The sequence below is a fragment of the Streptomyces sp. Edi2 genome, from assembly GCF_040253635.1.
GTDB lineage: Bacteria > Actinomycetota > Actinomycetes > Streptomycetales > Streptomycetaceae > Streptomyces.
This window is the reverse complement of record NZ_JBEJGX010000003.1, coordinates 6,896,591-6,908,485: the sequence shown is the minus strand read 5'-3', so window position 1 is coordinate 6,908,485 and position 11,895 is coordinate 6,896,591. Positions and strand designations below refer to the sequence as shown.

Here is an 11,895-nt window from a genome sequence, read left to right as displayed (position 1 = left end):
TCGGGCTCGGCATCTGTCAGTGACGCTGCTGGGAGAGGGAGAGCTGGAACACGTCCGCGGCAAGGCGAGCGACGGCTTCCCTGGTCGGGTGAGCCAGCAGTTCGGTATGGAGCCGGCCGCCGGCCGCCAAGTGCCGGTCATACGGCAGAACCTGAACGCTTACCCCGGTGGACTTGAGCATCTGGACGGCCTCGTCCAGATCGAGCCCTGAATGGGGCACCAATTCGGTGAGCACGACAACCGTGCTGGCCATCACATGCCGCGGCAGCCCCTGCATCCACTGCAGCACCGAATACGTACTGCGGATGCCCTCCGGCGTGGCAGGTGTGGTCAGAACACGGCCATGCGCGGCAGCGAGCGCGACCCGGCCGACCTCGGCGGGCAACGTCTCACAGTCGATGACCATCACACCGAAGTAGCGACGCAGCGCCACCACGACCCGCTCGTACGCCCGGCTATCCAGCATCACACCGATCTGACCCTGGCTCGCCGGCAGCAGCCAGGCATTGTTGGGAAGCTGGACGAGATAGCCGGTGACGTCGAGCAGCGACATGTTCGGCTGGACGATGTCCGCGATATCACTGGTCGTCCAGCGCAGAGCCTCGGCGCCGAGCCGCAGCGGCAGCGAGCCAAGTGCCGGATCGGCCTCCAGGACAAGGAGCGGGTCCTGTCGGTAGTGCGCGTACGTGGTGCCGAGCAGCGCGGCGACGGTCGACTTGCCGGATCCACCTCGGATCGAGGTGACGGCGATCTGCCGGCCGGTCGTCACCGGCTGCTGGAGCACCTGTGCCGTGCGGGTAATCTCGGCGACCTCGCGCGCGGCCGACGACGAGAGCGTACGGCGCAGTGCGCGTGCGGCACGCGCGGCGAAGGATTCGCCGTGCTGCGGCTTGAGGCGTACCGCGCCGGCCAGGCCCTTGTCCACCACGGGGCGGGAGCCAGGGGAGCTTGGGGGGTGAGGGCCAGGAGTGTGCGCCACCGGAGCGTGCTCCTTCTGTTCCTGGTGCGCGGCCCGCTGCGGCCATCCGTCCTGAGGGCTGGCCTGCTGCTCCTGCCCCTGGTACGGGTAGGCAGCCTGCCGGGGTGCATCACCCCGAGGGGTGACGTCCTGCGCCTGGGCGCTCTGCGCATGCAGGCCCGGACCCGGCGCGGAAGCGCGGTACGCCTGTCCGCCGGGGCTTTGTGCACCCTGCTCGACGCCGCCCCTCAGGTCACGCAAAACATCACCCTGCCAGCCGTCTCCGCTCGGCATGCCTGTTCCCCCCCTGTGCCGCCCCTCCCGAGCGCCAGCACATCGACTCAGAACTGTCAGAACTGGTTGAGCAGCTGCCCATACACACCGAACACACCAAAGGCGAGCGGGAAGAGCCCCACCATGCCAACGGACTCGACCAGATCGCCCATACGCCGCAGCCGCACCTGCACATGCTCGGGCACCTGCACCGCCAAAACGACCAACGGCAGCACCGCAGCCACGCACAGCACAGCCAGCGGCCCGACACCCCCCGCATGCTCCATCCACCACGTCACCAGGCGCACCACCAGGCACGACGCAGCAGCGAAGAGCGCAACAACCTCAACGACCAGCGGGAACGCTCGCGCCCTCGACACCAGCACCACAACAACGAGGGCTGCCAGCAGCACGGTCCATACGGTCGGCTTCCCGGCCAGCGTAAGCAGCCACCCGGCGGAGGCTGCCGAAAACGCAGTAGCGATCGTCGAGAGGGCAAGGCCGCGGTGCGTCGCCGCCAGCGCAGTCCCTACCTGGTGACGGCTGACAGAGACACCGCCCGAGCGGCGGTCATCGAGCGCGGTGAGCCCCGACGCCATCAGCGCAAGCCGCGGCAGCACACCGAGCACCACCAAAGAGAAGACAGCCATCACGGCACCGAGCCGGGCCGGATCACCCTGAACAGCGGCAACCGCCTCCCACACAATGGCGATCGCGGCCGTGGTCACCGCACCAACCAGCCCTCCCTTGCCCAGCGGAGAGAAGTAACCAAGGAACACAAGCGTCACGACCAGCGCACCCGCCACGGCAGCGAGCCGCGCGGTACCCGGCCAGCCGAACGCATCGGCAGCCGTCCACGCCGTGAGAACACCAAGCCCGCCAGCGGCGAGCAGGAGCGCCGTCGCCAGTCCCCGGTTTCCCCGTCCGATCTTCGCGACAAGCGCACCGGCCGCCAGGAGCACAGGCGATACAGCTGACAGAGCACCCACCAGGGTGCCAAGCGGGAACTCACGACGGGCGAGCAGCGCGGCGATCACCGCGAAGGCGACAGTCGCCACACCCGCAATGGCCCGGCGCGCAGCCGGACGCCAGCGCCAAGACCGCAGATCGAGGTCATCAGCTACCTGATCGGTGACGTCGTGCACAACGGGAGCCGGCGGCGCAGAATGCGTCGTCACCAGCCGGAGCACGGCGCCGTCGGCTACCCCTGCCGACGCCAGCGTGCTGTCGTACGGCAGTACAGAGCCGTCGGACGTCATCAACTGCCGAGCTACCGGCCGCGATGCGGGTCGATCGCCCAGCAACGGCAGCACATCCGGGATCAGCTGCCCTATCGGCGTATCGGAGAGCAGAACGACATCGGCCCGGCGTCGCTCGCCGACCAACGTCACTCGGCTCAGTTGCGCCCGGGAACTCGCTGCTCTGCTCACCACTTACCGAAACCTATCATCGCGGCGTTGACGAACCCTCGGGCCAAACTGCACATGCCCGTGCTGCTGACGTCCATTCCGACTCCGACCTCAGGGAACCGTTCTCCCGCCACGGGGAGCTCTTCGACCATTTCCCAGGAACGCTGCAAACTCTGTCCGAATCTAATCTGTGGACCTCTAGGGTTTCGCCGATCGCGTCGGCTGCTCGTACGGCTGCACCTGCCGCTGCTGCTTCTCCTGCTCAGCCTTCTGCTGCCCCAGCGTGTGCTGAAGGAAGGACCACCCCACGCACCCCGCGCACAGAACAGCCGTGATCGCGATCCCCGCGAACACCTTCCCCAGCCGCTCGTCTGCCGTGCGCCGCACTCGCTGCGCGCCGAACAACAGGGCATCCCTCATCCTGCGGCGGCGTACTGCCACTGACTCCAGCAGCTGACTGTCGTAATCCCGCGCCATTTCCTCGTCCGTCGCCTCAGTCGTCCGTTGTCTCAAGTCATTGTCGGTGCCCCTCGGCCATCGACGGTCACGCGCCCACCGTCAATTTGAGGCACTCCGCGCGCCGGCACCCTTCCGCGTCAGCCGACGCGCTGTCGGTTCGTCGGGCACCATCGTCCACTCCCTTTCGAGACTGTGTGCGAGACCTGATTGGGCGTTACCCATGTAGTCGTCCTCCAGGCGGAAGACGACTCCCTCACCAATGCCAGACCTACTGATGCCGTGCTGGTGGTCAGACTGCGGCGGCCAGGGCGTCGCACTCGTCGTCGGTGAGGGTGATGCGGGCCGCCTGAGTGTTTTCCTCCAGGTGGGCCGTCTGGGAGGTGCCGGGGATGGGGAGCATGACCGGAGAACGGTGCAGTAGCCAGGCGAGGGCGAGCTGGGAGGGGCTGGCGCCGTGCTGTTTGGCAGCAGCGTCGAGCGCGCCACCGGAGCGGGCGAGCTCGCCGGTGGCCATGGGGAACCATGGAATGAAGGCGATGTTCTCGCGCTCGGCGTACTTAAGGACGTCTTCGGCGCTGCGGTTGGCGAGGTTGTAGAGGTTCTGCACGGCGGCGATGTCCGCGAGCGTACGGGCCTCCTTTAGCTGTTGGACGGTCACTTCGGAGACGCCGATGTGGCGGACTTTGCCTTCCTGCTGGAGCAGCACGAGCTCGCCCAGCTGGTCGGCGAGCGGCACCTGCTCGTCGATGCGGTGCAGCTGGTAGAGGTCGATGCGTTCGACGCCGAGGTGGCGCAGGCTCAGCTCGATCTGCTGGCGCAGGTACTCGGGCCGGCCTACGGGGCGCCAGTCGTCGGGGCCAGGGCGGGTCAGCCCGCCCTTCGTAGCGATGAGCAGGTCGTCGGCGTAGGGGTGCAGGGCCTCGCGGATGAGTCGCTCGCTGACGAAGGGGCCGTATGAGTCGGCCGTGTCAATGAAGTTGATGCCCAGCTCGACGGCACGGCGCAGCACCCGGATCGCTTCGGCCGGATCTTTCGGCTCGCCCCACACTCCGGGGCCGGTGAGTTGCATGGCGCCATAGCCGAGGCGGTTGATGGTCAGGTCCCCGCCGAGGGCGAAGGTGCCGGAAGCGTCTGCGGGGCGGGAAGTGTTCTGGTGGCTCATGTGACCCATCTTTTTCACTTGCGAACTGTGTAGTAGCTGCGCGCCGGAACCACGGGGCAGTCAGGCTGGAGTGCCGAAGTCCGACCGCCGTGCCGCTACGGGGTGATGCCTCGCCTGGCGACGGGGCGCGGAAGACAGTGGCGTGATGGTGGCGAAGCGGCTTGTTGTAGAGCGGTGTGGTTGGGAGTTGGTCAGTCCGGGTGTCGTCGGAAGTGCAGTCCGGGTGCACGGTCGAGATCGAGAACGAAGCCGTCCGGCGAGGGCACGCTTTTGTCTGCGGGCGAGGTGGTGAGCGTGAGCGTGTAGCCGTCCGCGGTGTACGTCGCGGGCCCGCTGCGGGTGAGATAGTCGCGGGTTCCCCGACGCCATAGGTACAGCGCCCCCTCGCTGCGGGTCAGGCGGACGGTGCCGGGCACGTCCTCGCAGGCGTACGTGCCAAGCGGCATGTGCGGCGCGTCGAGATTGGGGCGGTTCACCGGTGCGGGCGGTGGCTTGGGGCGCTGTCGAAGCGATCGGCGCAGGACTTCGCCCAGGTCGGCTTCGGGGTGGTGGCTGAGGTTGGCGAGGGTGGTGGCGACGACGTGGTCGGCAGCGATTCCGCTGTGGTTGGACATGCAAATGACGCGGAGCCCTGAGCTGGTGAGGTGGGCGGTGGAGGAGAACCCCTGTTCGTGGCCGTAGTGGAAGACGGCGGTGCGCTTGGGGCGGGGATCGGCGTACAGGCCAGCTCCGTAGGTGAAGGGGTGGTGGTCGCTGGGCTCGTAGCTGATGTGCTGCCCAAACGGGAGCGCAACGTCGGCACGGGCCTGCCACTCGTGCCACAGGTGGTCGAGCCAGCGGTCCAGGTCGGTGGCGGTGCACCAGAGCGAGCCGGGGCCGGGCAAGGTGACCGGGGCCTGCTGGTGGAGCCAGCCGTCGACGGTAGGGCGGTAGGTCGAGGCGGCGCCGGGGATGACCTCGCGCGGATCGCTCTTGAAGCGGGCAGAGGGCATCCCGAGCGGGGTGAAGACCTGTGCGTCGGCGACTTCTTGGAGCCCGGCGGCACCGTGGACGTGCTTGAGCACCTCGCCGAGGAGGAGGTAGCCAGTGTTGCTGTATAGGAAGCTGCCAGGCTCGACGGCGCGGTGTTGCTGGCGGTAGGCGAGTTGCAGCAGGTCGTCGGCGGTGTAGTGGTCGAGGTCGCGGAAGCCGGCCAGTGAGAGCAGGGATTCGGCGTCGCGGATCCCGCCCCGGTGCTGGATGAGGTCGCCGACGGTTACGCCTGCGATGCGGAAGCGCGGCAGGATGTCGCCGACCGGCTGGCCGAGGTGTAGGAGACCGTTGCGCGCTGCGTGCACACACAGGTACGCGGTGATCTGCTTGGCGACAGAGCCGACGTTGAAGGCGGTGTTCTCCCCGATGGGCGCGCTGAGTTCGAGGCTGGCCGCTCCGATGTGCGCCTGTACCGGGCGTTGGCCGGCGGGGTGGATGCGCAGGATGAGGCCAGGCTCGTGTGCTCGGTCAGCGGGGCTGGTAGCCGGTGAAGTGGTGGGGGCGTCGGTGTGGTTCACAGGCTGAGGGCCTCGTGATGGACGGCGTGCAGACGCTGGCGTAGGCCGTTGTCGGGGATGAGGGCGAGCACGCGGGCGTGGTCGTCGGCGGTCGGGGCGAGCAGGCCGCGCTGCTGGTCCAGGTAGGCGGTCAGGAACTGATGCAGGGCGCCGGTGGTCTGGGACAGGACGCGGGCGGTGTAGATCATGGTGAGGGGGAAGGCCCAACAGGCGTGGAGGAAGCCGAAGGCGGGGCGCATCGTCCTCTTCCACGGTGAGTAGAACTGCGCTTCGTCACTGATCTTGCTGGCGGTGGCGGCGAGGGCGTCGTTAAGCCAGTTGTGGCCGGATTCGTGGACGAGGTCGCGGGCCAGGACGATGGGCTCGTCAACGTGATCGCTGAAGACAGTGCCGGGCAGGCGGGTGATGGTCCAGCTGTCGAGTGTGTCGCCGAGCTGCTTGCGCCGGAGCAGGACCAAGACGACGGCATGGGCGGTGAGCAGGGGGCCGAATCCCGTTTGGGCACCGGCGTTGTATGCGGCGGTGGCCAACTCGCGCAGGTCCTTCCGCGCGGCGGTGGTGTCGGGGCCCAGCACGTAGTAGGGGGTCTCGGAAAACGCCGAACGGGGCAGGCGGTCCAGGTCGGGGTTGATCACGATGCGCGGCCCGACGGCCGTGGAGGTGGACAGCGTCGCCGTGTTCGCGTCGGGGTGGGCGCCGTACCAGTCGAAGGTGGTGGTGTCGCGGGCGCGGGCGGCCGCCTCGGCGCCTTCGAGGACATGGTGGGCCAGGCAGTAGTCGGCTCCGGCCGTCACCGAGGCCGCGGCGGTGTCGGCCGGATGCAGGGAGTTGGGCTGGACGACGGCGTGGATCCGCCGGGTGCGGTCGCGGTGCAGGCTCTGGATGGGGGCATACGAGAAGGCGGTGGTGGGCGCGTCCACGAGTCGGGTCCTTCCGTCGGGGCGGGGCCTGGGGCCGGACCGTGGTGGTCCGACCCCAGGAGATGCTCACCGGCGGCCTGCCGCCGGTGTGGTGCGCGGCGGTCAGGCGGCGTCAGTGCCCGTGGCAGCGTCGGTGGTTGCCGGGACCTCGGTCGTAGGCCAGCCCTCGGCGGAGACGCTGGAGGTGTGGGCAGTGGTACGTACGGTCTTGTCGTCGCTGCGGAGGTCGTCCACGGCGGCGAGGAAGTTGCTGATCCGGTCGTTCATGAGTGTGCTCGTCCTTTCCTGAAAGGGGTGTTGGGGCCGTGCACCTTTGGAGCCGGGGGTGAGGCGGCGAACGTGCGGTGTTCACTGCGGTATCCCTCCGAGGGCGTGGTTCAGTGGCCGGGCTTGGTCAGCGAAGCGGCTGCCTGGGACAGGGCGTCGCGGAGTTCGCTCATCGCGGGTCGGTGCTGTGGAGCGGGAGCCAGGGCCGCGGAGATCACCGGTTGGAGGCCGGTGGGGGCAGTACCGAGTCGCGAGTGGCCATGCCGGGGGATGTCCGCGCAGAGGAAGCGGTAGATCAGGACTGCAAGGCTGAAGGCGTCGGCGGCCGGGGTGGCACGGTCGTAGGAGGTCGCGTACTCCGGGGGCCAGTGGACTTCGGGGCCGCGGGCAGCCGGCCCGCGGGGGGTGTGGGTGAGGCGGGCTGCGCCGAGGTCGGTGATCAGCCCGCGGCCGTCGTGGATGAGGATGTTCTCCTGGTAGACGTCGCGGTGCACGATGCCGCGCTCGTGCAGGGCCCGTAGTCCCTCGGCGACGTCAGCCAAGATGCCCAGCCCGGCCGCCACCTGGTCGTGGCCATCGGCCGCTGTCAGGAAGGGCCGGAAGTTGCCGCCAGTACAGAACGGCATGGTGTACCAGTCGAACCGGTCGGTGCTGCCCCCCTCCAGCAGCGGCACTATGTGCTCGGCCCCTGCGGCGGCGCGGATGACGGCGATCTCGTGGCGGAAGTCCTCGCGGGTCAGGGCACGTTCGGCCTCGGTCATTTCCGCGTACCAGTAGAAGCCGTAGGCGGCTTTGCGGCTGTCCTCGTCCAGCTCGGCCAGGACGTGGTTGCTGCCGAAGCCGGCCTTGAGGACCACCGGGGACGCGCCGCCGCGGCTGACGAGCACCAGGGTGCTGGCGCGGGTGAAGGAGAGCAGATCGTGCGCTTGCCACCCGGTGTCACGGAGCTGATCAAGGACCCAGACGGCGGGGTGAAGGGGGTGCAGGTGCATGGGGCGGCTCCTCTAACTTCGCGCCGTACGCGGGGCGGCTGCACGCAGCTGGTCCAGGCAGGCGGCGGTCAGCAGGTCGAGGTCGGGCTCGGCGGTGCACGGGTGCCGCAGCACGGGCAGCCCGGTCGTCTCGGTCCAGGCGGTGGCGGCCTGCTCGTACAGGTCGGCGAGCCGGGCGGCGGTCGGCGGATCCTCACCGAAGCGGCGCGAGGTGGCCCGTTGGGAGAGCCGGGCATGGCACAGCTCGGGCTCGGTGGTCAGCAGGACGGTCAGCTCTGCCCGCGCCGGCGTCACCTCGGCCAAATTCCGGACGTAGTCGGCGACGGGACGGTCGTGCAGCAGGGAGAGCAGGCAGGCGGTCGACAGGGTGAGCCGGTCGGCGACCACCGGGCCCAGGGACAGGGCGGGGGCGAGGTTGTGGCAGGCGTGGAGTTCCAGGTCACGACGGGCGGCGGACAGCGCCTGCTCGCCGGTCGGCGCGGGTCGCCCGCCCCGCAGACCGGTGAGGGCGCGGGTGGCCTCGAGCGACAGCCAGGCGAACTGGCCGATGTGTCCGAGGCGGATGCCCTCGGACATGGCCGCGGACAAGAGCCGGTCACGCAGCGTGCTCTTCCCGGCTCCGGCGATCCCCTCCAGGGCCAGCAGCATGCGGCTCACCCCTCGTGCTTCTCGGCGATCAGCCAGCTGATGAACTTCGCGACCCGGCCGCGGGCCACTGGCTCGGTGCCGTGGGTGAGCTGGGATCCGTACAGTAGGGCGGTGCCTGGGGCAGCACTCACGCTCCAACGGGTGCGGGGCATCTGCCTGAACCAGTCGGCGGAATGGTCGGCCCCGTCGTGGGCTAGCCACATGCCGTCCGCGTAGCCGTGGTCCGCGGCCTGGTCGAGACGGGTGTCCCACAGGCGGTTGCTGGAGGAGCTCTCGACGTAGAAGGCGCCGCCGGCCTCCGCTTCGCTGATCACGACGCTGATTCCGGCAATCTGTCTCGGCCAGGCGATCGGGTCGGGGGAGATGCCGTCGAGGTGGCCGGTGATGTGCTGGCCGGGACCGTACTCGACGTACGTCCACGGTCGGCATGCGGTGATTGACGGCATGACGCGGGACAGGGCGGTGCGGGCACGGTTGAAGGCGTGCTGCAGAACCTGTTCGGCCTCGGCCGGGATCTGCGGTATCTCCACCCGCCCGGCTGGCTCGTACACCGTCATCGCCTGCTTGTGGGAGTGGCCGGGGATCTCGTGGATGGAGGTGGTCCGTTCTGCACCGAAGCGGGCGCGTGCTTCACAGGAGAGGAAGTTATCCATCGCGGTGGCGAGCCGGGTCTGCTCCTCGGAGCCAAGGAATCCCTCGATGCTGCCGACCGCGACGGTCTCGGCGATGTGGATCACGGGTCGGTCCTTCTCGTTTCGAGCACTCGGCAGACGTCGTCCAGGCCGGTGCAGTGGTTGAGCCAACTCGCCACGGGGTGGCGGGTGGTGGCTGTCGGTTCGGCCCACAAAGCCAGCAGTTCGCCGGTCAGCGGCAGCTCCTCGGTATCGGGGAGCGCCTCCGGCACTGTGAGCCGATCCAACGCCGGGCAGTGGGCTGCGTGTTGGGTGGCGAAGACCCGCCCGAGACGGGCTGCCGCCGCGTGGCCACAGTCGCGCAGGAAAGTTTCGGTTGGATTGGCCTGCCGGTAGCTGTGGCACTCGGTCTGTGCCCATCCGGCCGCGACCGCTGTGGCTGCAGAGGCGACGTGGCACGTGGCGCAGCAGGCGCCTGTGGCCTTCGGGCACGGCCGGTGATGTGCCGGGAGGGTGGCCGCCACCTCGACGAGGGCCCTCCAGGCGGAGTCCGGCAGCAGCTCACCGACGGAGAGTTGCCCCGGGGCGGTGGCGTGGTTGCAGCACGCCGGACCCGGCGCGGGCGGCATGCTGGGGCGAAGCTCGGGTTCGATGAACAGGGCGTGGAAGTACACGATCCGCCCAAGTAACTGGTGGATCGTCAGCGTGTCCGAGGCACTGCTCACGCCGATATCTCCTCGGAGGAGGGAGCGGTGGGTTGCGGCACTGGGCAGGAACAGCAGCGGCCAGCTGAAGGGGCCTCGCCGCGCAGCGCGTCCGCGACAGCCTCGGTGGCCGCGTCCACGGCGTCGAAGTACGCCGGCCAGTCATGGCCTGGGGCCAGCCGCAGTGCCAGGTCGAGCACGTGGGTGGTCCGGTTCGTGGCCTCGCAGGTCAGCTCCGCGCGCCCGACGGTCACCTGCACCGCGGCGGGCAAGGTAGGGGCGGCCGCGGTGACCGCGCGGCACAGGGCCGCGGCAGTTTGGGCGTACTCGGCTCGGTTGCGCGGGAGGATGCCGACTCTGCGTTCGGCGGGCTCCAGGTCAAGGCCGGTGTAGGCGTGGCCCTGGCAGCTGTCGTACGTGATCAGTCCCCACATCCGGGTGACGGTGTCGATCAGAGGCCGCACCCCGGGCTCGATCGCCTCGCGCCACTGGGGGTGGGCCGGGTCGAGGTCGTCGGCCTCGTGGATGCCGGGCAAGCCCACAGTGTTGATGTTGCCGTGCGCACTGGTGTGCAGCCGCACAGGCGTCCTGGCCGCGTTGGCGCGGTCCCAGCGGGCGAGGAAGGCAGCAACGTCGCGCATGCTGTTCGGGGTACGGGGGCGCCAACGCATGGTGCGGCACCAGGCGCCCTCCGGGTGGGCGGGTTGGGCGAGGATCGCGGCGATGCCGTCAATCATCCGCATCCGGTAGTCGCAGTAGGCGTCCTGGCACCCAGCTTGGTCATGGCGCCAGCGAGTGGCCACACAGCCGCCGCCGCACGCGGACCGGTAGGCGCAGGTAGTGCACCGCTCCATCAGACCCCTGCCCTGGTTCAGCAGGGGCAGCCGCCGCTGCCCGGCAATGACCGCGTCCTGGTCGGGCACCTGGTCCAGGCGGCCGATCACGGCCTGGGGCCAGGGCAGTTCGTCGCAGCTGCCGAGGCGGCCGTCCGGGTAGAACGTGAAGACATGGTCGCACTTGAGGTTGGAGAAGTGGCAGAAGCCGGTGTCTAGCCCGCGCAGCCGCCGAATGGTGGACACAGCGGGTTCCAGCTTCAGGCGGGTGAAATACCCGGCGCTGATCCACCGGATCGTGGCGGCAAGCACGAACTCGGCATACTCGGCTGGACTGATCGCCCACGCGGGACCAGCATGGCCGCGCACGGCAGTGCGCTGGAGTTGTCGGCTTACCGGAATGCGCAGCCCTGGAGTGGCGGTGGGACGCTGGACGGAGGTGTCGAAGCAGGGCACGAAGCTGACGGCGTTGACCGCCTCGAAGCCGGCGACGTGGTCCAGGACCGCTTCGGCGCGTCCGAGCACGGCCGGGGTGACCGCGGCGATGACTCCGGTCTTCCGGCCGCGATTGGCCAGCAGCCGCAGCGCGGCGGCGACGCGCGGGTAGACCGGCTGGCCGTCGTAGCCGACCCGCCAGGCGTTCCCCGCCGCGTCCCCGTCCAGAGAGATGCCGATCTCAAGGCCCGGGTACAGGGCATCGAAGAGGTCCAGCCACTGTTCGTCCAGCAGCACGCCGTTGGTCTGCATCGAGACACGGACCACTCTGGGCTGGCTGGCCAGTTCGCGCAGGACCTCGGCGACGTGGTCGCGGCCGGCGGTCAGCGGTTCACCGCCGTGAAGCTCCACGGCGAGCGAACGCCCCTGGAAGAGCTCGGCGAGCCGACGAACTTGGCCGGCGTCGATCCGGGCTCCTCCCGGGGCCTCCTTGCGCTTCTCATAGCAGTACAGGCAGTCGATGTCGCAGGTCTCACCGCGTAACTTCAAGATCACTGATACGGCGCTGTCGGTATCCTCGGCGTCCAAGCCGCGGTACATCTGGGCGATCGGATCATGCTCGTGCTGTTCGGTGGTGCGGTGCATCGGCTGCC

Annotated in this window: 12 protein-coding genes; all 12 read right to left on the bottom strand. The window is 69.2% G+C overall.

The annotated features are described in order from the left end of the window. Positions 1 to 16: 16 nt before the first annotated feature. A complete protein-coding gene (locus ABR737_RS33820; protein ID WP_350254743.1) occupies positions 17 to 1,252 on the bottom strand; it encodes a MinD/ParA family ATP-binding protein in 1,236 nt (411 codons plus the stop codon). Between the two features lie 56 nt (positions 1,253 to 1,308). Next, entirely contained in the window at positions 1,309 to 2,664 is a 1,356-nt protein-coding gene (gene eccD / locus ABR737_RS33815; protein ID WP_350254742.1) for a type VII secretion integral membrane protein EccD, read from the bottom strand. Between the two features lie 174 nt (positions 2,665 to 2,838). Continuing rightward, the gene (locus ABR737_RS33810; protein ID WP_109893193.1) at positions 2,839 to 3,117 is read right to left on the bottom strand and encodes a hypothetical protein; all 279 of its coding nucleotides are present in this window, start codon (positions 3,115 to 3,117) and stop codon (positions 2,839 to 2,841) included. A gap of 271 nt (positions 3,118 to 3,388) precedes the next feature. Next, positions 3,389 to 4,261 (bottom strand): aldo/keto reductase, encoded by an 873-nt coding sequence (locus ABR737_RS33805; protein WP_350254741.1) that lies wholly within the window; start codon positions 4,259 to 4,261, stop codon positions 3,389 to 3,391. 191 nt (positions 4,262 to 4,452) lie between these two features. Next, on the bottom strand, positions 4,453 to 5,811 hold the full coding sequence (locus ABR737_RS33800) for a serine hydrolase domain-containing protein (RefSeq protein WP_350254740.1): 1,359 nt from the start codon (positions 5,809 to 5,811) through the stop codon (positions 4,453 to 4,455). Then, positions 5,808 to 6,731 (bottom strand): aKG-HExxH-type peptide beta-hydroxylase, encoded by a 924-nt coding sequence (locus ABR737_RS33795; RefSeq protein ID WP_350254738.1) that lies wholly within the window; start codon positions 6,729 to 6,731, stop codon positions 5,808 to 5,810. The genes ABR737_RS33800 and ABR737_RS33795 overlap by 4 nt, the downstream gene beginning before the upstream one ends. A gap of 102 nt (positions 6,732 to 6,833) precedes the next feature. Then, positions 6,834 to 6,998 carry a hypothetical protein gene (locus tag ABR737_RS33790; RefSeq protein ID WP_350254736.1) on the bottom strand — a complete coding sequence of 55 codons (165 nt, stop codon included), beginning with the start codon at positions 6,996 to 6,998 and terminating at the stop codon, positions 6,834 to 6,836. Positions 6,999 to 7,108: 110 nt separating this feature from the next. Next, entirely contained in the window at positions 7,109 to 7,990 is an 882-nt protein-coding gene (locus ABR737_RS33785; RefSeq protein WP_350254734.1) for a protein kinase domain-containing protein, read from the bottom strand. A 12-nt stretch (positions 7,991 to 8,002) separates the two neighbouring features. Beyond that, positions 8,003 to 8,647, bottom strand: coding sequence for a hypothetical protein (locus tag ABR737_RS33780; RefSeq protein ID WP_350254733.1), 645 nt, complete (start codon positions 8,645 to 8,647; stop codon positions 8,003 to 8,005). Beyond that, on the bottom strand, positions 8,644 to 9,375 hold the full coding sequence (locus ABR737_RS33775; RefSeq protein WP_350254732.1) for a hypothetical protein: 732 nt from the start codon (positions 9,373 to 9,375) through the stop codon (positions 8,644 to 8,646). The genes ABR737_RS33780 and ABR737_RS33775 overlap by 4 nt, the downstream gene beginning before the upstream one ends. Further along, positions 9,372 to 9,995, bottom strand: a complete 624-nt coding sequence (locus tag ABR737_RS33770; protein ID WP_350254730.1) for a hypothetical protein — start codon at positions 9,993 to 9,995, stop codon at positions 9,372 to 9,374. Before ABR737_RS33770 ends, ABR737_RS33775 begins: the two co-directional genes overlap by 4 nt. Beyond that, the gene (locus tag ABR737_RS33765) at positions 9,992 to 11,887 is read right to left on the bottom strand and encodes a radical SAM/SPASM domain-containing protein (RefSeq protein ID WP_350254728.1); all 1,896 of its coding nucleotides are present in this window, start codon (positions 11,885 to 11,887) and stop codon (positions 9,992 to 9,994) included. The genes ABR737_RS33770 and ABR737_RS33765 overlap by 4 nt, the downstream gene beginning before the upstream one ends. Positions 11,888 to 11,895 lie beyond the last annotated feature (8 nt).

Bases quoted from the DNA above. Each gene is read 5' to 3' on its own strand.
- ABR737_RS33765 (WP_350254728.1), bottom strand. From the start codon at position 11,887: ATGCACCGCACCACCGAACAGCACGAGCATGATCCGATCGCCCAGATG.
- ABR737_RS33810 (WP_109893193.1), bottom strand. From the start codon at position 3,117: ATGGCGCGGGATTACGACAGTCAGCTGCTGGAGTCAGTGGCAGTACGC.
- ABR737_RS33785 (WP_350254734.1), bottom strand. From the start codon at position 7,990: ATGCACCTGCACCCCCTTCACCCCGCCGTCTGGGTCCTTGATCAGCTC.
- ABR737_RS33805 (WP_350254741.1), bottom strand. From the start codon at position 4,261: ATGAGCCACCAGAACACTTCCCGCCCCGCAGACGCTTCCGGCACCTTC.
- ABR737_RS33820 (WP_350254743.1), bottom strand. From the start codon at position 1,252: ATGCCGAGCGGAGACGGCTGGCAGGGTGATGTTTTGCGTGACCTGAGG.
- ABR737_RS33790 (WP_350254736.1), bottom strand. From the start codon at position 6,998: ATGAACGACCGGATCAGCAACTTCCTCGCCGCCGTGGACGACCTCCGC.